Below are 20696 nucleotides of genomic sequence, written 5' to 3'. Positions count from 1 at the left end.
TCTGTTAGTGGGCTACGGCTGCAGCGCCGTGTTCATCGATCAATGCGCCGTTGTGGAACCGGTCGATTGAGAAGGGCTTGGCCAGCGGGTGCATTTCGCCTTTCGCCAGGCTTGCAGCAAACACGTTGCCCGAGCCAGGGGTGGCCTTGAAGCCACCGGTGCCCCAACCGCAGTTGAAGAACATGTTCGGCACCGGCGTCTTGGAAATGATCGGGCAGGCGTCCGGGGTGGTGTCGACGATGCCGCCCCACTGGCGGTTCATGCGTACCCGCGACAGCACCGGGAACATCTCGACGATGGCCTGAATGGTGTGTTCGATCACCGGGTACGAGCCGCGCTGGCCATAGCCGATCCAGCTGTCGATCCCGGCCCCGATCACCAGGTCGCCCTTGTCGGACTGGCTGATGTAGCCGTGCACGGCGTTGGACATGATCACGCTGTCGATAATCGGCTTGATCGGCTCAGACACCAGCGCTTGCAGCGGATGAGATTCCACCGGCAGACGGAAACCGGCGAGCTTGGCCATGTGGCCAGAGTTGCCGGCAGTCACCACACCGACGCGCTTGGCGCCGATGAAGCCCTTGTTGGTTTCGACGCCGATGCACACGCCGTTTTCCTTGCGGAAACCGGTCACTTCGGTCTGCTGAATCAAGTCCACGCCCAACGCATCGGCGGCGCGGGCATAGCCCCAGGCCACGGCGTCATGACGCGCCACACCGCCGCGACGCTGCACGGTCGCGCCGATGATCGGGTAACGGGTGTTTTTCGAGCAGTCGAGGTACGGAATCTCGTCGGCCACTTGCTTGCCGTTAAGCAACTCGCCGTCGACGCCGTTGAGGCGATTGGCGCTGACGCGGCGCTCGGAATCACGCATGTCCTGCAGGGTGTGGCACAGGTTGTAAACGCCGCGCTGGGAAAACATGACGTTGTAGTTGATGTCCTGAGACAGGCCTTCCCACAGTTTCATCGCGTGTTCGTATAAGTGCGCGGACTCGTCCCATAGATAGTTGGAACGCACGATGGTGGTGTTACGCGCGGTATTGCCGCCGCCCAACCAGCCTTTTTCGACCACGGCCACATTGGTGATGCCGTGTTCTTTGGCCAGGTAGTACGCCGTCGCCAGACCGTGCCCGCCTCCGCCGACAATCACGACGTCGTAGACCTTTTTCGGGGTGGGCGTGCGCCACATGCGCTGCCAGTTTTCGTGGTGGCTGAGGGAGTGTTTGAAGAGGCCGAAGCCCGAGTAATGCTGCATGGTGCGACTCCTGACTCAGCGGTAAACCGGGAAATCGGCGCACAGCGCGGCGACCTGGTCGGCAACATTGGCCTCGACATCGGCGTCGCCGAGGTTGTCGAGGATGTCGCAGATCCAGCCTGCCAGCGTGATGCACTGGGTAACTTTGAAACCGCGCGTGGTCACAGCGGGTGTGCCGATGCGCAGGCCCGACGTCACGAACGGCGATTGCGGATCATTCGGCACGGCGTTCTTGTTAACGGTGATGTGCGCTCGACCCAGCGCCGCATCGGCGTCTTTCCCGGTCAGGCCCTGACGGATCAGGCTGACGAGGAACAGGTGGTTATCCGTCCCGCCCGACACGACGTCGTAACCGCGATCAATGAACACCTGCGCCATGGCCTGGGCGTTGTCGATCACTTGCTGTTGGTAGGCTTTGAAACCGGGTTCCATGGCTTCTTTGAAGCACACGGCCTTGCCGGCAATCACGTGCATCAGCGGGCCGCCCTGGGCACCCGGGAACACGGCGGAATTGAGCTTTTTCTCGATCTCTTCGTTGGCCTTGGCCAGGATCAACCCGCCACGGGGACCGCGCAGGGTTTTGTGGGTGGTGGTGGTGACCACGTCGGCGTACGGCAGCGGGTTCGGGTACAAACCGGCGGCGACCAGACCGGCCACATGGGCCATGTCAACGAACAGCAGCGCGCCCACTTTGTCGGCGATCTCACGAAAGCGTGGGAAATCCAGGGTTTTGGAGTAGGCCGAGAAACCGGCAACGATCATCTTCGGTTTGTGCTCGACGGCCAGTCGCTCGACTTCGTCGTAATCGATCAGGCCAGTGGCAACGTCGATGCCGTATTGAACGGCGTTGTACAGCTTGCCCGATGAAGACACTTTGGCACCGTGGGTCAGGTGACCGCCATGGGCCAGGCTCATGCCCAGCAAGGTGTCGCCCGCTTGCAGCAGCGCCAGGTAAACCGCGCTGTTGGCCGATGAACCGGAATGCGGCTGGACGTTTGCGTAGTCGGCGCCAAACAGCAGCTTGGCGCGATCGATCGCCAGTTGCTCGACCTTGTCGACATGCTCGCAACCGCCGTAGTAACGCTTGCCGGGGTAACCCTCGGCGTATTTGTTGGTCAGGCCGCTGCCCTGGGCCTGCATCACGCGCTTGCTGGTGTAGTTCTCCGAGGCGATCAGCTCGATATGGTCTTCCTGACGCTGCTCTTCGGCACTCATCGCCGCCAACAGTGCATCGTCATAACCCTGGATCTGGTCTTGCTTGCTGAACATCGCGGTTCTCCCAGCGGCGGCGCGGCGCCTGAATGATCGACAGGGCCTTGAACTGCCCTTTGGCCACGATGGTATGGCTGACGCTGACAGCCCAGATGCCTACGCACGCCACACAAAGGCGCGTTTACGACATGGGTCAACGGGGAGCGGGATTTGCGCGATTCTGCGCGCAGCAGACTGTCGGCCCTGAGCCTCCCGCGGATCCTCGGCACGCCACAACACCTCAGACCAATGGGCACGGGGACTGTCAAAACTGACAGTATTCAAATAGCGACAGCGGCCTTACTTTTGAGCCAACGGATTAACTGCCAGCCACTCACTCAAGGGAATGATCATGGGCACAATCGCAAGGTCGCATACGCTAACTCCACAGTTGTGGAAAACCCTGAGGGGGAAACACGTCAGTCGGCAGGGGCCCGCTACCGAGCCGCTGCTCTTTCTGACTCAGGGCGTGTTTCACACGGTAGATATAGAAGGCTCGGTCAAGCTGAGGATTATTCGAGAACTGAACGAGTTTGAGGCGCTGATTGCCGTCTACGTCGAGGATTCGGACGAAGTTCTCTCGGCCACAGTTGCAGTGGGCGATGCCAGGCTTTATGCAACCCCTCAGGACATCGTTCATCAGGACGGCGGGTACTATTCGGTCATTCTGAAAATCATTTCCTATCCAGACGCAGAAGTGGTCGCCGATATTTATTTATGGGAACTACCACCCATCGCGGCACCGCAGTCCGTCGAATCCGACCTCGCGCTGTATCTTCCAAAAGGCACGACTTTTTACGTAAGTCCTACTGAAGAAGACATTGTGATGGACAGAACTTTCAGAGTGTCTGATGACCGCCAAGTGTCAGTCAACATCCGTACCGTTGAAGGGCGCAGCTACTCAAAAACTGTTACGGAAGCTGAAGCAATTCGATGTGCCGCGCTCGGTGATTACTATGTAGAGAGCAGTTCCAATAAACTATCGGTCGTCTATGGCATCACCACACGTGCCGAATTACCCTCATCACCGATTCTCAAGCATATGCCGCTACCGGATGTGCCGAGGTCCCGTCATGACCTCGGCACATGAGTGACGGTATTCAGTTTTTTTGCGTAACCCATCCGTCAGCCCGAAACATGCTGCTAATACCCCGCACGGCCTGACGAATCCGGGCCTGGTTCTCGATAAGCGCAAAGCGAACGTGGTCGTCGCCGTATTCACCAAAACCGACACCGGGCGATACGCAGACCTTTGACCAGCACGTTACGACACTGACGCAAAGTTGCTCACTGAATTTAAAAAATAGAGCAGTAGCCAGTCTGAGGATCTGTTGAAGTTGCTATCCCAATACAGTGAACTTAAGCCTCATTTACTATAAATATTTGGCTGACAGCACCCCGACCAACGGCAGTAAAACCTGTCATTTCTGACAGTTCACGGGCAAGTTTTCAAGGCGTAATATGAACTTACCAACTCATCGGTTGGCCTATCTAAAAGGAGCAATAACCATGGCACAAATCGAAGTTCAAGTGAGAGGCTTAACATTTAGCCCAATCAAGGTCTCTATGACAGATATTGATTTCGCTGGGCTTAATAAAGGTGATGAAATCGTGGCCGGACATCAACCTGCAAGGGTCCTTTATAAGAAAATCTGGTTTCCCGATGATGGGACGGAATCTTCGTACGTAATCTTCACTCATTACGACGGCCTGATCAGCCACACATCGGACTGAAGAGATTGCAGGTATTGCCTGAGGAATCAGGCAATACCTGCAACACTATATATAGTCAGCTTTTCCCAGAAAGCTGCCCATCCGTCCGTAACATGCTACGAATACCCCGCACGGCCTGACGAATCCGGTCCTGGTTCTCGATAAGCGCAAAGCGAACGTGGTCGTCGCCGTATTCACCAAAACCGACACCGGGCGACACGCAGACTTTGGCCTCTGCTAGCAGTTTCTTGGCGAACTCCAGCGACCCAAGGTGCGCGTAAGCCTCGGGAATCTTCGCCCAGACGTACATCGACGCTTTCGGGTTCTCGACCATCCAGCCCAGCTCATGCAGACCTTTGACCAGTACGTTACGGCGCTGACGATACTGCTCGGCGATGTCGAGCACGCACTGCTGATCACCTTCCAGCGCAGCAATGGCGGCCACTTGCAGCGGCGTGAACGTGCCGTAGTCGTGATAGCTCTTGATCCGCGCCAAGGCGTTGACCAATTCCGGATTGCCGACCATGAAGCCGATCCGCCAGCCCGCCATGTTGTAACTCTTGGACAGGGTGAAAAATTCCACCGCAATGTCCTTGGCGCCGGGCACCTGCATGATCGACGGGGCTTTCCAGCCGTCGTAGACGATGTCGGCGTAGGCCAGGTCGTGAACCACCAGCACGTCGTACTGTTTGGCGAGGGCAACGACGCGCTCGAAGAAATCCAGCTCGACGCATTGAGCGGTAGGGTTGGACGGGAAACCCAGAATCATCATCTTGGGCTTGGGGATCGAGCCGCGAATGGCTTTCTCCAGCTCTGCGAAGAAGTCCACGCCTGGCACCAGTGGCACGGAGCGCACTTGGGCGCCGGCGATGACGGCGCCATAGATGTGGATCGGGTAACTGGGGTTTGGCACCAGAACAGTGTCGCCCTGATCCAGCGTGGCGAGCATCAGGTGCGCCAGGCCTTCCTTGGAGCCGATGGTGACGATGGCTTCATCTTCAGGGTCGATGTCGACGTCGTAGCGTTTCTTGTACCAGCTGGAAATCGCCCGACGCAGACGCGGGATGCCACGCGAAGTCGAGTAGCCGTGAGTGTCTTCACGTTGGGCGACGGTGACCAGTTTCTCGACAATGTGCGGCGGCGTTGCCCCATCGGGGTTGCCCATGCTCAGGTCGATGATGTCCTCACCACGACGACGCGCAGCCATTTTCAGCTCGGCGGTGATGTTGAACACGTAAGGGGGGAGTCGATCAATGCGCGCAAAACGGCGCGGCGAACCTTGGTCTGCCATGGAAACCTCTGAAGACGTAAGCGCCCGGAACCGTCCGAGCGACGCTGGCCACTGCGGTGGCCTGAGGCGGAAGATACGGGCGGGGACAGCGGTTTGTCTACAGCGACACCGGAAAATTGAGGGTGCTCACACCGGCCTCTTCCCGGCTAAAGCCGGTCCCACTGAATCACTGCGATTAAATAGTGGGACTGGCTTTAGCCGGGAAGGCGTCGGAAGTCGCAACGCAAAACTAAGGGCGCACACGCTGAGTACCTGTCTGCCACATCACTGTCATTCGATGATCTGCCGCAGTCCAAACAGCAGCAAAAAATGCACCGGATAAATCAGGTACGCCCACCGCCGCATTGGCCACACGTCAAATGCCGGGCGCCAGTGCAGAATTGCCAGCCCCAACAACGGCGCCAGCAGACAAGCCACCAGCGCACCGATGGAAATCGGGTCGCCCCACAGCATGCCGTCGATGATCTTCGGCCACTCGTTGCTCAATAAACAGACGATCCCCGGCACAATCGCCAGCCATAAAGAGGTACGCAGCACGAGCACAAACGCCAGCGGCAGCAAAACCCCATACATGCCGAACATCAAGTGCGGCCCAAACAGAACACCAATCGCCAGGGCAGCGATACCCAGGCCCCTCGCCGGCCATGACCGGCTCAATCCGCCCTGCGCAACCAGCAAACCCAGCGCCAGCGTCGGCAGCACATTAAGCGTCGTGACCTCCCCGGCCATGTAAATCCTGTAGGGCAACTCGGCGACCACAGAAAACACCGCCAGCCATGTCAGGTATTTCCACTTCACCGAAGGCTCAACCTCACGCCGGCCACTGCGCACCACGTTGACGGCAATCGCGAGGCAAAACCACGGGAACGCCAGCCGCCCCGGCACGTACAGCCAATTGGCGTGCCAGCCGACGTAGCGCAGGTGATCCATCACCATGCTCAGCATCGCCAGCCACTTGAGCAGGTCCAGCGCGCGATCACGCGCGGGTGCGGTCATTGATTTCGTTTCGGTCATATTGCTTCGCTGTCTGGCTGAATTTTCTGACGCAAGAATGCATGACCAAACCGATCAACTTTGGTTACAGTCGCAGCCTTCGATTACAGGGAAGCGGCCATGTCAGACCAAAGCCAGCAGTTCGCCAGCGACAACTATTCGGGAATCTGCCCGGAAGCGTGGGCGGCCATGGAACAAGCCAACCACGGGCACCAGCGTGCCTATGGCGACGACCAATGGACAGCGCGCGCGGCCGATCAATTCCGTCAGTTGTTCGAAACAGACTGCGAGGTGTTTTTCGCCTTCAACGGCACCGCGGCCAACTCCCTGGCGCTGTCATCGCTCTGCCAGAGTTACCACAGCGTCATCTGCTCGGAAACGGCCCACGTTGAAACGGATGAATGCGGCGCCCCGGAATTTTTCTCCAACGGCTCTAAACTGCTGACCGCACGCAGCGAGAACGGCAAGCTGACGCCTGATTCCATTCGTGAAGTCGCGCTCAAACGCGCCGACATCCACTATCCGAAACCCCGCGTGGTCACGTTGACCCAGGCCACGGAAGTCGGCAGCGTCTATCAGCCCCAAGAGCTCAAAGCCATCAGCGAGACCTGCAAAGAGCTGGGCCTGAACCTGCACATGGACGGCGCTCGTTTTGCCAACGCCTGCGCCTTCCTCGGTTGCTCGCCTGCCGAGCTGACCTGGAAGGCAGGGGTTGATGTGCTGTGCTTCGGTGGCACCAAGAACGGCATGGCGGTAGGCGAGGCGATCCTGTTCTTCAACCACAAACTCGCCGAAGACTTCGACTACCGCTGCAAGCAGGCCGGTCAACTCGCCTCGAAGATGCGCTTCCTGTCGGCGCCCTGGGTCGGTTTGCTGGAAAACGACGCCTGGCTTAAACACGCGCGTCACGCCAACCGCTGCGCGCAGTTGCTGGCGGATCTGGTGAAGGATATTCCGGGGGTGGAATTGATGTTCCCCGTGCAGGCCAACGGCGTATTCCTGCAACTGTCGGAAGCGGCCATTGCTGCGCTGACCGCACGGGGCTGGCGCTTCTACACGTTCATCGGCGTCGGCGGCGCGCGCTTCATGTGCTCGTGGGACACCGAAGAAGCACGCGTGCGGGAGTTGGCTGCGGATATCCGGCTGGTGATGGGTAGCTGAAAGCAGCTTGCTCGTGGCTCGCAGGCTGCCGCCCATCCGCAGTCAGCGGATGGGCTGGGCTGGGCGGCACATCACCCTTGGGCGATCACCTTCTCGATCACTTCGACCGTTGCGCTGACCTTGTCTTCGTAACGGCTCAGCGCTTCGGCATGTTGTTGCTTGAGTTCGATCTGCTTTGAACACAGGTTCAACGCCGCCAGCACCAGCAAGCGGTCGCCGATCAGCGTCGGGTAACTGCGCTTGGTTTCAAACAATGCCGATCTCAGCATCGACACAGCATCCATCAAGGTCTGCTCTTGCCCGGCAGGTGCCTTGATCGTGTAGTCGTTGCCCAGAATCGAAATAACCTTGGCGCCGTCCTGATCAGTGATCATGCGTCAACCGCGCTGACGCTGGTGGCACGATCAACCAACGCCTGGATGCGCGCAGCCGTCGCGCCTTGCTTCTCTTCCTGCTCCATCAGACTCAGCTGCAGACTGTCGTTGTCATCCCGGGCTTGTTTCAACTCTTCGGCGAGTTGTGCGTTCGTGTTCTGCAGCTCCTGATTGTGCTGTACCAGGTCACTGACGAGCTTTTCCAACTGGCTTAGGGATGCTTCCAACATTTTGATATCTCAGGCAAATTTCAAAGGGCGCGTACGATAAAGAAAAGTCACTTTAGCTACCAGTGAAATCAGGGCATCCAAGCCACTACACCGACCAACAAGCATCTCTACAACTCTATTCCGCAAACGCATAACGGCCCTGATTGACTACGTTTCTGCGATCTTGTTCCTGCTGTTCGTCAGATTAGCGGGTGCGACATAACCGCACAGCGCAGACCAGCGGCATCAAGTCCCCATATGGCCGTCCGATAACCCGTGCATCTCTGACACATTTATCTTTCGCCTCGCATGGATCGCGGCCTTCCTGGAACCGTAATGTCCCTACGTAATTTGAATATCGCCCCACGCGCCTTTCTTGGATTCTCCGTCATTGGCCTGCTGATGCTGATTCTGGGCATCTTCGCTTTGTCGCAGATGAACAAGATCAACAACGCCAATGTGGTCATGGCGACCAACAGCATGCCGAGCATCAAGGCGCTGGATAAGTTGACCGAGGGCAGCATTCGCCTGCGCGTATTGTCGTACCGGCTCATGCTCAATCGCGACCCCGACACGCTGCAGAAAACCACCGATTTGTTGGCCATGCGCAACAAGCAGATCGACGATGCCCGCGCCGTCTACGTCAAACTGATTTCCGCACCAGAGGAACAGTCGGCCTACGACCAGTACGTGCAGCTGCTGAACGACTATCGCCAGCTTGAAAGCCGCATGAAGTCGCTGAGTCAGGCCAATGACATGACCGAACTGACCCGCCTGCTCAGCGCCGACCTGCAGACCAACTCGGACCAGATGAACGTAGTGCTCGGCAAGCTGGTGGAGATGAACACGCAACAGCTCAACCAGGCCAGCGCCAACGCGACTCAGCAGTACTCGACCGCGTTCACGATGGTCGTCACGCTGCTGATCATTGCCACTGCGCTGACCTTGCTGTTCGCCTGGTTGCTGACCAACAGCATTACCCGACCTATCGCGTCGGCACTGCACGCTGCCGAGGATATTGCCGAAGGTGACCTGACGCGCACCATCACGGTGGACGGTACTGACGAAGCGGGCCGTTTACTGGCCGCGATGCTGAAGATGCAATCCAAGCTGCGCGATACCCTGCAGCGCATTTCCGGTTCGGCCACACAGCTTGCTTCGGCAGCCGAAGAGCTGAACGCTGTCACCGATGAAAGCGCACGTGGCCTGTCCCAGCAGAACAACGAAATCGAACAGGCCGCCACCGCGGTCAACCAGATGACCAGTGCCGTAGAAGAAGTCGCACGCAATGCTGTGAGCACCTCGGAAGCGTCGAAGAATGCCACCACGTCCGCCAGCGATGGCCGCGATCTGGTGCAGGAAACCGTCGGCGCCATCGAGCGCATGAGCGCCGATGTGCAGAGCACCTCCACCTTGATCGGCAATCTGGCGGACGAGTCCCGTGACATCGGCAAGGTGCTGGATGTGATTCGCGGTCTGGCGGACCAGACCAACCTGCTGGCCCTTAACGCTGCCATCGAAGCGGCCCGTGCGGGTGAAGCGGGTCGCGGGTTTGCTGTGGTTGCCGATGAAGTCCGCGCCCTCGCCCACCGCACCCAGCAGTCGACCAGCGAAATCGAGCGCATGATCGGCAGCATCCAGGGCGGCACCGAGCAGGCTGTGAACTCCATGCGCAGCAGCACCGAACGCGCCGAGTCCACATTGAACATCGCCAAGGGCGCCGGTCTTGCGCTGGATACCATTAATAGCGCGGTGGTGGAAATCAACGAACGCAACCTGGTCATCGCCAGCGCCGCGGAAGAGCAAGCCCAAGTCGCTCGGGAAGTGGACCGCAACCTGGTGAACATCCGTGACCTGTCGACTCAGTCGGCGACCGGGGCGAATCAGACCAGTGCCGCCAGCAACGAGCTGTCACGTCTGGCTGTGGATTTGAACGGCATGGTTGCGCGCTTCAAGGTTTAACCACGGTTAAGAGCCGCTCGAGACCGAGTCGGCTCTTCCAAACGGGTAAGAGGTTGAGGCCGGCGTCAGGCCTCAATATTCAATCCGCACATCCCCCTTCGGCACGCTGCAGCAGGCCAGGATGTAGCCTTCGTCTACATCGTCATCGGTGATGCCACCGTTGTGCTCCATCTCCACCTCCCCGCTCAGTTTCATCACCTTGCAGGTCCCGCAGATACCCATGCCACAGGCCTTGGGAATCATCAGGCCTAGCTTCGCAGCAGCCGCGTGTACGGTTTCGCCCGGTGCGACGCGAATGCTCTTGCCGGTGTCGGTGAATTCCACCTGATGCAAGTCAGCGACATCCAGGTCGGGCGCATCGGCGGCCTGTTCGGCCTGTTCCACGGCGTCGGCGCGGGCTTCCGGCGGCGTCGCGCCAAAGGACTCTTCATGGTACTGCGCCATGTTGAAACCGTTGGCCTCAAGCAACCGCTTGACCGCACTCATGTACGGCGTCGGCCCGCAGCAGAACACCTCTCTCTCCATGAAATCCGGGGCCATCAGTTCGAGCATCTTCTGGTTCAGATAACCGCGATAGCCTGCCCAAGGCTCACCCAACCCATGTTTCTCACAGACGATGTGCAGAGCGAAATTGTTGATTCGCGACGCCATCTGTTCCAGCTCGCGGTGGTAAATGATGTCTTTGGGCGAGCGCGAACTGTGGACGAACACCATGTCGACGTTGGCGTTGGTGTCGTAGTACCAGCGCGCCATGGACATGACCGGCGTGATGCCGACGCCGCCGCTGAGGTAGAGAATCTTCGGATTCGGGAAATCGATCGCGTTGAACAGGCCCACCGGCCCGTGCACCGCCAGCTCCTGGCCTTCGTGAAGCGTGTCGTGCAGCCAGTTTGAAACCTTGCCGCCGGGCACACGCTTGATGGTGATCGAAAAGCTGTACGGCACCGAAGGCGAACTGGAGATGGTGTAGGAGCGCATGATCGGCACGCCGTCGATTTCAAGCTCCAGGGTGACGAACTGGCCGGGCTTGAAGAAGAACAGAATCGGCTGGTCGGCCATGAAGCAGAACGTGCGCACGTCCCAGGTTTCCTGGATCACTTTGACGACCCGTACCAGGTGGCGGCCGTTGGACCACGTCTGGGTGTTGACCGGGCTGAGGAAACTCTGGGACATATTCACTCTCCACGGCCGACGGTCGGCCTCTTATGGTGCGATTCTGCGTAACGGGCGACCCGCCTATTTACCTATCAGCGACATTCACATACTTATGGCGACCAGCCCCGGTCTATAGGGGCCGGGCCGTCGGAAACGGATTCGGCCATGTCGCCCATGGATAAGGTTCGGGTCGCGCCCGGCTCCACACTCGCCATCAATTCGTTACAGCATTTTTATCTGTCGGCCGGCGCGTCAGAAACTCTGCCGCCTCACGTGATTCGCTACACACCCACCGTATCAGCCACATTCGTAGGCTGCGCCAAGCGCGGCCTGAGGACTTGAAAGATGGACGTCACCGCAACTCTGAGCTTGGGCGATCCGCTGGAACCTGCGCGCAAGGCGACTGCCGAGATGCTGCACACCCGCGAGCGCACTTACTCGCTGCCGCAGCCTTTCTACAGCGATGAGCGGCTGTTTGAAATCGACATGCAGGAAATCTTTCAGAAAGAGTGGCTGATCGCGGGGATGAGCTGTGAAGTGCCGGCCAAAGGCAACTTCCTCACCCTCCAGATCGGCAAGAACCCGATCCTGGTCGTGCGCGGACCGGACGGCTCGATCAATGCGTTCCACAACGTCTGCCGCCACCGCGGTTCTCGCCTGTGCACCAAGGAAAAAGGCAAGGTTGCCAAGCTGGTCTGTCCTTACCACCAGTGGACCTACGAACTCGATGGTCGCCTGCTGTATGCCGGTACCGAAATGGGTGCGGACTTCGACATGAAGCAGTTCGGCCTCAAGCCGGTGCATTGCAAAGTGGCGGGCGGGTACATTTTCATCAGCATGGCCAGCAACCCTCCCGCCATCGACGCGTTCCTGCAGACGCTGAATCACTACATGGAACCGTACGACATGGAGAACACCAAGGTGGCGGTGCAAACCACCCTGGTCGAAAAAGCCAATTGGAAGCTGGTGCTGGAGAACAATCGCGAGTGCTACCACTGCAATGCGTCGCACCCCGAACTGCTGAACACCTTGCTGGAGTGGGACGACGTCACCGACCCGCGCGCTGACCAGGCCTTCAAGGACCACGTCGCGGCATCCGCCGCCGCCTGGGAAGCCGAAAAGATCCCGTTCGCCCACGCCAGCTTTGGCCTGCGCAACCGCATCGTGCGCATGCCGCTGCTCAAAGGCACCGTCTCGATGACGATGGATGGCAAGCAAGGCAGCAAAAAACTGATGGGCCGCATCCAGAACCCGGACCTGGGCTCGATGCGCATCCTGCACCTGCCCCACTCGTGGAACCACTGCATGGGCGACCACGTCATCGTATTCACCGTGTGGCCGGTCAGCGCACAAGAAACCCTCGTTACCACTAAATGGCTGGTGCACAAGGATGCTGTCGAAGGCGTCGACTACGACGTCGCGCGCCTGCGTGAGGTCTGGGACGCCACCAACGACCAGGACCGTCGACTGGCCGAAGAAAACCAGCGCGGGATCAACTCCGTCGCTTACCAGCCGGGGCCGTACTCAAAGACGTACGAATTTGGCGTGGTGAACTTCATCGACTGGTACAGCGCCAAATTGCTGGAAAACATGGGCGCCGAGCCTGCTTCATATTTGAAAGGTGTGGCGGTTAACCACGAGTAGGGTTTATCAGTCGGGTTCATGCGCACAACGTCGCGGGCAACCGCGCTTCTACAGACATTCGAGCTGTAGGAGCGCGCTTGCCCGCGCTGCGTTTAGGAAGTGTGCGCGGAAATCTGCGTGACGCTCCCCGAACCTGCATGTGATCTTGCCCCACTTTGATAAATGCTAAAAAAGACTCCTGATCATTTTTTGAGCAGATCGCTCAAACGACCGGATTCAGGGGTTAAACCCCGACCGCGAACATGTTATCCACAGAAGCGCCAACAGCATATGTGTGTAAGTCTGCAAAGTGCTGTGGAAAAGCGTGAAAAGCGCTCGTTAGAGCTTACCAGCAGCGCGGATTAACTCTAGATGGCTGTTATTGGTTAAATTTTGAGCAAAGCTCTAGACGCCACGAATTACAAGGTCTGCAGCGAATCACGAACATCTTATCCACACGCACGCTCACAGACAATGTGGGTAAGAAAACGCGCCAACGGGACTGGCCTGTGGAGAAAATCCATAGCAATCCGCTAGATAGAGCGATCAAAAATCAACCAGCCGGCTGAGAGCGACGCCAGCAAAGGGCTGGAGCAATACGCGAACAGTTTATCCACAGGCGGATCAACAGCGATTGTGGGTATGTCTCCATAGACATTTGGGTGGGTACGTTTAGGAAGTGTCTGACATCCAAGCCCCGGACTGCTCGGTACACTCATCGCACATCAACCCGGCAGGAGGGAGCACACTTATGGATCACTGGACACCGTTCTCACACAAAGTCGTTATTGAGGCGAACAACAGGCTATCCAAACGTAAGCAAGGCGCCTCGTTTGCTCTGCCCAAAGAATTATTGGGCATTATCAGCTTCAAACCCAAGACCACGGAAGAAATCAGGGAAGCGTTCCGATCGGCCTCCCGCAGGCTCCGGCAGGAATGACCGCACATGACCGAAGAGCGCTACAACTACATCTTCAGCGAGTTAGTGAACGATGAGGACGACATACTCGGCCAACTGGCGTACTCGGTGTATAAACGGCAGAAAATCGAGTATATCCACGCGTTCAAAGAGAGAAACGGTACTGATCCGCTAGATTGCGATCTCGTTGCATTCCACGACATCAGCAACAGGAGCTCGCAAATTGAAGCCTATCGAACCCAGGCGACCCGGCTGGCGACAAACTTTCTGGAGTCCTCACTGAGTACCGAAACGGACGAGTTGGCGGCGTTTTACTCTTCCAGAGCCGCCAACGATATCCGCATGGCGCGGCCAGGGTTCTGGAAGGGGGCTGCGCAGAGCCTCGTTGGCTTGGGCTTGTTCACTCTACTCGTCGGGTGTCTCGTTTTCTTCGCATGGAGTTTGAAACAGGGGCCGCGTCAGGTCATTGAGCAGGTTTTCGACGTTGTGATTGTTGATGCAGATTCCAGGGGTCGAAAAATGCAGCGAGAAACGCCTCAGTCGTGAACGGAGAAAAGGCGCCATCGCGGCGCCTTTCGGGGCTCAACGAACTACCCCCTCCTCCACCAACAATTTCAAAATCGCCGCAGCCCCCTCCTGAGCAGTCACCCCCTTGAGCACCTGCCCACCGCCTCCGGTCGCTTTAGCCGTGGCGGCCTTCATGCGATCAGCGCCGCTTTTGGCTTTGATGACCTTCAAGCGCTTTGGCCGTGGCTTTGCGGGGGTTAACTCCGCGTCGGTAAACACTTCGTCGATGACTACTTCAATCTCTTCCACATCCAGCAGACCGCGTTGCGCCGGGCCGTAAGCGCTTTGACGAGGCTTCGGTGCAGCGTTATCCACAGTCGCCAGGAACGGCAATCTGACCTTGAGTCGGCGACGCTGACCTCGGGGGAGCGCCTGCAGCACCTGGGCGCTGCCATTGCTCATGGACTCGACCTCGGCCAGGCCCACCACCAGCGGCCAGCCGAGCGTTTCGGCCAGCAAATACGGGAGCATGCCGGACCCTTCGCCCGTCTCGGCCTGACTGCCGGTCAGCACCAGTTGCACGCCCGACTCACGAATGTAATCCGTTAGTCCAGGCACTGCGTCCGCGCCTGGCGGCTGGGCAAGCACATGGAGTTCGTCCACGCCCATACCCAGGTAGCCACGCAAGGCGGGCTCTTCGGCATTACCCGCATGCAACACGTGCAAGTTATCCCCAGCCAGTTGCAAACCCAGTTCAACCGCGCGGGCATCCTGCTCGGCGCGACGGGGACGTCCTGACGTCGGGTGCGCGCCGACGGAGACGAGGCTGATGACGTGCAGCGTACCTTTATCCACAGAGCTCCCCATTTCAGGCTGCATCGCGCTTCGCCCCATTTCGATAAGTGTCCACCGCCTCCATCAGCGCTTCGAGAATGGCCGAACTCTCTCCGATCACCGACAGATCAGCACGCTTGATCATGTCGCAGGTCGGGTCAAGGTTGATGGCCACCACCTTGTCGCAGGCGCCAATGCCCTGTAAATGCTGGATCGCGCCGGAAATTCCGACCGCCACGTAAACCCGGGCGGTGACCCAAGTGCCGGACGCGCCCACCTGGCGATCGCGCATCATGAAGCCATCGTCCACCGCCACCCGGGATGCGCCCTCAGTGGCGCCCAATGCGACGGCGGTGCGGTGAAACAGCGGCCAGTCCTTGACCCCGTTACCACCCGAGAAGATAAATTCAGCTTCAGACATGGGGATAAGTGCCGGATCGACCGCCACCGCGCCAAGGTCCTCAATGCGCGGTAAGCTGCGTACAACTGCTGTGGATAACTCCACAGGCAGCGCTTCATGCCGAGTTTCACTGACAGGTTCGGCACATTCCGCTTGCGCAAGAATAAGGCGTGACACGGGGCGCAACAGGTCTTGCGCTCCAGCACCGGCGCGCCCGATGCACTGTTCGCCAGCCACTTGCCAGACGCGTGTCGACGGCCGCTCTCCCAAACTCGCCGCAAAACGGCGTCCCAACTCTCCCCCGCCGTTTCGGCTGTCGGGCAGCAACCAGTGATGCGGGTCGAACTGGTTATCCACAGCCCGCAAACCCTGTACCCGCTGCTCGGGCGAATAACCACTGAACACGCTCCCTTCCAGTATCAACAGACGATCGACCCCAGCGGTGTCGAACGCCGTCTCTTTGTGCTCGCCAAAAACCACCGCCAGCACCGCACCCTCGTTGCCCGCCAGCCCATGGGCCAAGCCCAACAGGTCGCGATCATGGCTGCTCAGACGGCCGCCGACCATGTCGGGCACCACAGCGATATAAAAAGCCGGCGTCGCAATCCGATGCAACGGCAATTGCACATCCACAGATACAGAGCGTTTGATCGCGCCGCCCTGTTGCGCACCGCTGCGATCAACGCGCTTAAGACCGTTGGGACCGATAAAACCGACGCCATGCACGTTTTTACGCAGCACACCGTTGGGGCCCATCCAGCTAGATTGCGGCGGTTGCATGGCAGCGTGCAGCGGATGCAGCCGGTTTCGTGCGATCCATTCAGCGCGTGGATCACGGCGGATAATGTCGCTCATCAATGCGCCTCCGCAGGTTCACGTCGGGCCGCCGCCGGTTTTACCGGCGCGGTATCTTCCAGCAGTGAGTCAGCCACCAGCTCGGCGATGTCTTTGATCATGGGCCGTGGCTCCACAACGCCTTCGAGCATCGCGGTGCATTGTGGACAACCCACAGCCACCAGCTCGGCGCCGGTCTCGCGGATGTCATCCATGCGCATGTCCGGAATCCGTTGCTTGCCGGGAATGTCAGTGATCGGCGCGCCGCCGCCGCCGCCGCAGCAACGTGAGCGGAATCCGGATCGGACCATTTCCTTGACCTCAATGCCCAGCGCACGCAGCACATCGCGCGGCGCCTGGTATTCGCCGTTGTAACGGCCGAGGTAGCACGGATCGTGATAGGTGACGCTGGTGCCTTTGTGCTGGCCCAGCTTCAACGCGCCGTCGCCGATCAGCTCCGCCAGATACGTGCTGTGGTGCTGTACGACGTAGTGGCCTTCGAACGCGCCGTATTCGTTTTTCAGCACATGAAAGCTGTGTGGGTCGCAGGTGACGATGCGCTTGAACTCGTACTGCGCCAGCGTCTGGATGTTGCGTCTGGCAAGCATCTGGAACGTCGCCTCATCTCCCAGACGACGGGCCACATCGCCGCTGTCGCGTTCTTCCAGCCCCAGCACGGCGAAGTCGACCTTGGCGGCTTTCAGTACTTTGACGAAGGCGCGCAAGGTGCGCTGATTGCGCATGTCGAACGCGCCGTCACCGACCCAGAACAGCACGTCCACGGTTTTCTTGTGGCTCATGAGGTCAAGGTTCAGGTCGGCCGCCCAGTTCATGCGTCCGCCCGGCGCGAAGCCACCCGGGTTGTCGGTCGCGATGAGGTTTTCCAGGACCTCGGCGCCCTTATTGGGGGTGGCGCCTTTTTCGAGCGTCAGATGCCGGCGCATGTCGACGATCGCGTCCACGTGCTCGATCATCATCGGGCACTCTTCCACGCAGGCCCGGCAGGTCGTGCACGACCACAGTGTGCCGGCGTCGACCAGCCCGTTGACGATGGGTTGATGGGGATTGCCGCTGTGCTCGCCAATGGGTTTGCCCTGGCCGTCGAGGGACGGATAAGGGCTGCCGGCGAAGTGGGCATCGGTGCCGCCCGCCAGACCGACGACCATGTCCTGTATCAGCTTTTTCGGGTTCAGCGGCTGGCCCGCAGCGAAGGCCGGGCAGGCAGCTTCGCACTTGCCACACTGCACGCAGGCGTCAAAGCCGAGCAACTGATTCCAGGCGAAGTCCTTGGGTTTTTCCACGCCCAGCGGCGCTGTTCTGTCGCTGAGATCGAGGGGCTTCAACCCTGTGGAGCGGCCACCGCCGAAGCGCTCGGGGCGCCGGTGCCACGCCAGGTGCAACGCGCCGGCGAAGGCGTGTTTCATCGGGCCGCCCCAGGTCATGCCGAGGAACAATTCGCAGATGCCCCAGAGCACGCCAATCCCCAGAATGATCGCCAGCAACCAGCCCCCGAAGTTCACCGGCAGTACGCCCGCAACGGGCAGCGTGACGATGAAGAACGAACCCGAGAACGCCAGCAGGCTTTTTGGCAGGCGCATCCACGGGCCTTTCGAGAGCCGACTCGGCGGATTGCGTCGACGCAGGTACATGAAGATTGCGCCCACGAACATGACGGCCGACACCAGCAGCAGCGAGTAACCGAGGACCCGGTTATGCCACCCAAAACCGTGTACCAGAATCGCCAGGACGATCGACGCCACCGCGCCGCCGGCCGTGGCCACGTGGGTGTTGGCGATGTATTTGTCCCGCGCGACGACGTGGTGCAGATCAACCATGTAGCGCTTGGGCATGGCCAGCAATCCGCCGAGCAGATCGACCTTGGCAGCACGCCCGTTGCGCCACAGGCTCACCCGCCGCAGCGCGCCAAGGACCGCGAGGGCCAGGGCAGCGAAAAGCAGGATGGGTAAAAGGGTGTTTAACATGTGGAGCTCCCAAAGACTCAGGGTCTTACAGGTCGGGATGCCTTACTTGGGTCCTGTGGGAGCGAGCTTGCTCGCGAAGCCGGACCGACATTCAACAGGTATGTCGACAGACCCGTCGCTTTCGCGAGCAAGCTCACTCCTACAGGGTTGTGTGCCGGCCGCTAGAAATCCTTGCACAGCCTGAGTGCGTCATAGATCGCCGCATGGGTATTGCGTTGAGCCACGCAATCGCCGATGCGAAAGAGCAGATACCCGTCACCTGACTGACTCAATGAAGGCTGCGGCTGAATCGCGAACAGCGCGTCGATGTCGATCTGACCCTTGTTGCGCGACCCTTCCTTCATCCCGTAATAAAGCTCCTCGTCAGGACGCACGCCGTTCTCGATCACCACCTGATCGATCACCCGCTCCTCTTTGGCGCCGGTGTATTCGTTCTCCAGCACGGCCACTAATTTGTCGCCCTCGCGGTAGACCTTTTCCAGCATCATGTCGCCGGTCATGATTACTTCCTTCGGGTACATGCTGCGGTAGTAGGTCGGGAACGACGTGCCGCCGATGGCCACACCCGGCTTGATGTCGTCGGTGACGATCTCGACCTGACAGCCTTTGTCCGCCAGGAAGTCGGCCGTGGACATGCCGGTGAACTCGCAAATGGTGTCGTAGACCAGCACGTTCTTGCCCGGCGCAACTTTGCCGTCAAGGATGTCCCAGCTGCTGACAACCAGGCCTTCAGCGGCGCCCCAATGCTCGTTCTGCTCAATGAATGGATGACCGCCGACCGCCAGCACCACCACGTCCGGGCGCAGGTCCATGATGGTCGCGATATCTGCCGCCGTGCCCAGACGCAGATCGACTTTCAAGCGCGCCAGCTCCAGCTGATACCAGCGCGTGATGCCGGCGATCTGATCGCGCTGCGGCGCTTTCGATGCCGTGGTGATCTGGCCGCCGATGGCGTCTTTCTTCTCGAACAGAGTCACGTCGTGGCCCCGCTCGGCCGAGACGCGCGCCGCTTCCATCCCCGCAGGCCCTGCCCCGACGATCACCACCTTGCGCTTCACACCGGTGGTCTTTTCGATGATGTGCGGCACGCCCATGTATTCGCGAGACGTCGCGGCATTCTGGATGCACAGCACGTCCAGGCCCTGGTACTGACGGTCGATGCAATAGTTGGCACCGACGCACTGACGGATCTGATCGACCTGACCCATTTTGATCTTGGTGATCAGGTGCGGGTCGGCGATGTGCGCGCGGGTCATGCCGACCATGTCGACGTAGCCGCCTTCGAGGATGCGCGTCGCCTGATTCGGGTCCTTGATGTTCTGCGCGTGCAGGACCGGCGCCTTGACCACTTCCTTGATGCCGGCCGCCAGATGCAGAAATGGCTCCGGTGGATAACTCATGTTCGGGATAACGTTGGCGAGGGTGTTATGGGTATCGCACCCCGAGCCCACGACGCCGAGAAAATCGATCATGCCGGTCTGGTCGTAGTACTTGGCGATCTCTTTCATGTCCTCGTGGCTGAGGCCGTCCGGGTGAAATTCGTCGCCGCAGATCCGCAGGCCGACGCAGAAGTCCGGACCGACTTCCTTGCGCACGGCCTTGATCACTTCCAGGCCAAAACGCATGCGGTTTTCGAAGCTGCCGCCCCACTCGTCAGTACGCTTGTTGACCCGTGGGCTCCAGAACTGGTCGATCATGTGCTGGTGCACCGCCGACAGCTCGACGCCATCCAGACCGCCAGCCTTGGCACGCGCCGCCGCGCTGGCGTAGTTGCCGATCACCCGCCAGATCTCTTCCGGCTCGATGGTCTTGCAGGTCGCGCGGTGTACCGGCTCGCGAATGCCCGAAGGCGACAACAGCGTCGGCCAATGATCGCCGTCCCAGCGGGAGCGACGACCCATGTGGGTAATCTGGATCATGATCTTGGCGCCGTGCTTGTGCATGGCGTCAGCGAGGTTCTGGAAGTGCGGAATGATCTTGTCGGTCGCCAGGTTCACCGATTTCCACCAGCCCTGCGGGCTGTCGATGGCCACGCTGGACGAGCCGCCGCAAATGGCCAGACCGATGCCGCCCTTGGCTTTCTCCTCGTAGTACTTCACGTAACGGTCGGTGGTCATGCCGCCGTCGGTGGCGTAGACCTCGGCGTGCGCGGTACTCAATACGCGGTTGCGTATGGTCAATTTACCGATCTGAATCGGTTGAAACATCGCTTCGAAAGCCATGACGGAAACCT

18 protein-coding genes and 2 pseudogenes are annotated in these 20696 nt (G+C 59.4%); 8 read left to right on the top strand and 12 right to left on the bottom strand.

Annotation, left to right across the window (positions count from 1 at the left end; all coding sequences use genetic code 11):
• Nucleotides 1–4: 4 nt before the first annotated feature.
• Both AC3ISG_RS01645 and glyA read right to left on the bottom strand, forming a co-directional pair.
• Entirely contained in the window at nt 5–1255 is a 1251-nt protein-coding gene (locus tag AC3ISG_RS01645; RefSeq protein WP_122536482.1) for a sarcosine oxidase subunit beta family protein, read from the bottom strand.
• A 15-nt stretch (nt 1256–1270) separates the two neighbouring features.
• The gene (gene glyA, locus AC3ISG_RS01640) at nt 1271–2524 is read right to left on the bottom strand and encodes a serine hydroxymethyltransferase (RefSeq protein ID WP_122536481.1); all 1254 of its coding nucleotides are present in this window, start codon (nt 2522–2524) and stop codon (nt 1271–1273) included.
• Between the two features lie 334 nt (nt 2525–2858).
• Between glyA and AC3ISG_RS01635 the strand changes: the two genes are divergently transcribed.
• Entirely contained in the window at nt 2859–3596 is a 738-nt protein-coding gene (locus tag AC3ISG_RS01635) for a hypothetical protein (RefSeq protein WP_489298383.1), read from the top strand.
• Nucleotides 3597–3606: 10 nt separating this feature from the next.
• Here the strand turns inward: AC3ISG_RS01635 and AC3ISG_RS01630 are convergent.
• Nucleotides 3607–3762: pseudogene (locus tag AC3ISG_RS01630) on the bottom strand (alanine transaminase); the annotation flags it as partial.
• A gap of 253 nt (nt 3763–4015) precedes the next feature.
• On the opposite strand from AC3ISG_RS01630, the gene AC3ISG_RS01625 reads away from it, so the two are divergent.
• On the top strand, nt 4016–4240 hold the full coding sequence (locus tag AC3ISG_RS01625) for a hypothetical protein (protein ID WP_489298382.1): 225 nt from the start codon (nt 4016–4018) through the stop codon (nt 4238–4240).
• Nucleotides 4241–4295: 55 nt separating this feature from the next.
• On the opposite strand, the gene alaC is transcribed toward AC3ISG_RS01625, so the two are convergent.
• Together alaC and AC3ISG_RS01615 are read right to left on the bottom strand one after the other, a co-directional pair.
• Nucleotides 4296–5510, bottom strand: coding sequence for an alanine transaminase (gene alaC / locus AC3ISG_RS01620; protein ID WP_489298381.1), 1215 nt, complete (start codon nt 5508–5510; stop codon nt 4296–4298).
• A gap of 270 nt (nt 5511–5780) precedes the next feature.
• Entirely contained in the window at nt 5781–6506 is a 726-nt protein-coding gene (locus AC3ISG_RS01615; protein ID WP_489298380.1) for a TraX family protein, read from the bottom strand.
• 117 nt (nt 6507–6623) lie between these two features.
• Here AC3ISG_RS01615 and AC3ISG_RS01610 point away from each other — a divergent pair, with 117 nt between their 5' ends.
• A complete protein-coding gene (locus AC3ISG_RS01610) occupies nt 6624–7664 on the top strand; it encodes a threonine aldolase family protein (RefSeq protein ID WP_122536477.1) in 1041 nt (346 codons plus the stop codon).
• Nucleotides 7665–7735: 71 nt separating this feature from the next.
• On the opposite strand, the gene AC3ISG_RS01605 is transcribed toward AC3ISG_RS01610, so the two are convergent.
• The gene (locus AC3ISG_RS01605; protein ID WP_122536476.1) at nt 7736–8038 is read right to left on the bottom strand and encodes a cell division protein ZapA; all 303 of its coding nucleotides are present in this window, start codon (nt 8036–8038) and stop codon (nt 7736–7738) included.
• Nucleotides 8035–8268, bottom strand: a complete 234-nt coding sequence (locus AC3ISG_RS01600) for a hypothetical protein (protein ID WP_065991261.1) — start codon at nt 8266–8268, stop codon at nt 8035–8037. Before AC3ISG_RS01600 ends, AC3ISG_RS01605 begins: the two co-directional genes overlap by 4 nt.
• Nucleotides 8269–8556: 288 nt before the next feature.
• Between AC3ISG_RS01600 and AC3ISG_RS01595 the strand changes: the two are divergent.
• A pseudogene (locus AC3ISG_RS01595) lies at nt 8557–9354 on the top strand (MCP four helix bundle domain-containing protein); the annotation flags it as partial.
• A complete protein-coding gene (locus tag AC3ISG_RS01590; RefSeq protein ID WP_420793055.1) occupies nt 9337–10209 on the top strand; it encodes a methyl-accepting chemotaxis protein in 873 nt (290 codons plus the stop codon). The pseudogene AC3ISG_RS01595 and the gene AC3ISG_RS01590, both read left to right, overlap by 18 nt.
• 72 nt (nt 10210–10281) lie before the next feature.
• Here the strand turns inward: AC3ISG_RS01590 and gbcB are convergent, their stop codons facing one another.
• Complete coding sequence (gene gbcB / locus AC3ISG_RS01585; protein ID WP_122536474.1) at nt 10282–11382, bottom strand: glycine-betaine demethylase subunit GbcB; 1101 nt, start codon at nt 11380–11382, stop codon at nt 10282–10284.
• Nucleotides 11383–11709: 327 nt separating this feature from the next.
• Between gbcB and gbcA the strand changes: the two genes are divergently transcribed.
• The 3 genes from gbcA to AC3ISG_RS01570 all read left to right on the top strand — a co-directional run bounded on the left by gbcA (nt 11710) and on the right by AC3ISG_RS01570 (nt 14452).
• On the top strand, nt 11710–13008 hold the full coding sequence (gene gbcA, locus AC3ISG_RS01580) for a glycine-betaine demethylase subunit GbcA (protein WP_122536473.1): 1299 nt from the start codon (nt 11710–11712) through the stop codon (nt 13006–13008).
• A gap of 730 nt (nt 13009–13738) precedes the next feature.
• Nucleotides 13739–13927 (top strand): hypothetical protein, encoded by a 189-nt coding sequence (locus AC3ISG_RS01575; protein WP_122624469.1) that lies wholly within the window; start codon nt 13739–13741, stop codon nt 13925–13927.
• A 6-nt stretch (nt 13928–13933) separates the two neighbouring features.
• A complete protein-coding gene (locus AC3ISG_RS01570; protein ID WP_489298379.1) occupies nt 13934–14452 on the top strand; it encodes a hypothetical protein in 519 nt (172 codons plus the stop codon).
• 36 nt (nt 14453–14488) lie between these two features.
• On the opposite strand, the gene etfB is transcribed toward AC3ISG_RS01570, so the two are convergent.
• The 4 genes from etfB to dgcA form a co-directional block, all read right to left on the bottom strand.
• A complete protein-coding gene (gene etfB, locus AC3ISG_RS01565; RefSeq protein ID WP_489298378.1) occupies nt 14489–15292 on the bottom strand; it encodes an electron transfer flavoprotein subunit beta in 804 nt (267 codons plus the stop codon).
• The gene (gene etfA / locus AC3ISG_RS01560) at nt 15282–16502 is read right to left on the bottom strand and encodes an electron transfer flavoprotein subunit alpha (protein ID WP_489299439.1); all 1221 of its coding nucleotides are present in this window, start codon (nt 16500–16502) and stop codon (nt 15282–15284) included. The genes etfB and etfA overlap by 11 nt, the downstream gene beginning before the upstream one ends.
• A complete protein-coding gene (gene dgcB, locus AC3ISG_RS01555) occupies nt 16502–18463 on the bottom strand; it encodes a dimethylglycine demethylation protein DgcB (RefSeq protein WP_489298377.1) in 1962 nt (653 codons plus the stop codon). The genes etfA and dgcB overlap by 1 nt, the downstream gene beginning before the upstream one ends.
• A gap of 161 nt (nt 18464–18624) precedes the next feature.
• Nucleotides 18625–20685 (bottom strand): dimethylglycine demethylation protein DgcA, encoded by a 2061-nt coding sequence (gene dgcA / locus AC3ISG_RS01550; RefSeq protein ID WP_489298376.1) that lies wholly within the window; start codon nt 20683–20685, stop codon nt 18625–18627.
• Nucleotides 20686–20696: the final 11 nt, after the last annotated feature.

The sequence above is a fragment of the Pseudomonas sp. GL_135 genome (assembly GCF_057834665.1).
Note: the sequence above shows the minus strand (reverse complement) of the source record. Positions and strands in the feature narration are given on the sequence as shown.

Coding starts and splice junctions, on each gene's coding strand:
- AC3ISG_RS01575 (WP_122624469.1), top strand. CDS start 13,739: ATGGATCACTGGACACCGTTCTCACACAAAGTCGTTATTGAGGCGAAC.
- AC3ISG_RS01590 (WP_420793055.1), top strand. CDS start 9,337: ATGCTGAAGATGCAATCCAAGCTGCGCGATACCCTGCAGCGCATTTCC.
- etfA (WP_489299439.1), bottom strand. CDS start 16,502: ATGAGCGACATTATCCGCCGTGATCCACGCGCTGAATGGATCGCACGA.
- AC3ISG_RS01610 (WP_122536477.1), top strand. CDS start 6,624: ATGTCAGACCAAAGCCAGCAGTTCGCCAGCGACAACTATTCGGGAATC.
- AC3ISG_RS01605 (WP_122536476.1), bottom strand. CDS start 8,038: ATGATCACTGATCAGGACGGCGCCAAGGTTATTTCGATTCTGGGCAAC.
- AC3ISG_RS01600 (WP_065991261.1), bottom strand. CDS start 8,268: ATGTTGGAAGCATCCCTAAGCCAGTTGGAAAAGCTCGTCAGTGACCTG.
- dgcA (WP_489298376.1), bottom strand. CDS start 20,685: ATGGCTTTCGAAGCGATGTTTCAACCGATTCAGATCGGTAAATTGACC.
- AC3ISG_RS01615 (WP_489298380.1), bottom strand. CDS start 6,506: ATGACCGCACCCGCGCGTGATCGCGCGCTGGACCTGCTCAAGTGGCTG.
- gbcA (WP_122536473.1), top strand. CDS start 11,710: ATGGACGTCACCGCAACTCTGAGCTTGGGCGATCCGCTGGAACCTGCG.
- dgcB (WP_489298377.1), bottom strand. CDS start 18,463: ATGTTAAACACCCTTTTACCCATCCTGCTTTTCGCTGCCCTGGCCCTC.
- etfB (WP_489298378.1), bottom strand. CDS start 15,292: ATGCAGCCTGAAATGGGGAGCTCTGTGGATAAAGGTACGCTGCACGTC.
- AC3ISG_RS01635 (WP_489298383.1), top strand. CDS start 2,859: ATGGGCACAATCGCAAGGTCGCATACGCTAACTCCACAGTTGTGGAAA.
- glyA (WP_122536481.1), bottom strand. CDS start 2,524: ATGTTCAGCAAGCAAGACCAGATCCAGGGTTATGACGATGCACTGTTG.
- AC3ISG_RS01570 (WP_489298379.1), top strand. CDS start 13,934: ATGACCGAAGAGCGCTACAACTACATCTTCAGCGAGTTAGTGAACGAT.
- alaC (WP_489298381.1), bottom strand. CDS start 5,510: ATGGCAGACCAAGGTTCGCCGCGCCGTTTTGCGCGCATTGATCGACTC.
- gbcB (WP_122536474.1), bottom strand. CDS start 11,382: ATGTCCCAGAGTTTCCTCAGCCCGGTCAACACCCAGACGTGGTCCAAC.
- AC3ISG_RS01625 (WP_489298382.1), top strand. CDS start 4,016: ATGGCACAAATCGAAGTTCAAGTGAGAGGCTTAACATTTAGCCCAATC.
- AC3ISG_RS01645 (WP_122536482.1), bottom strand. CDS start 1,255: ATGCAGCATTACTCGGGCTTCGGCCTCTTCAAACACTCCCTCAGCCAC.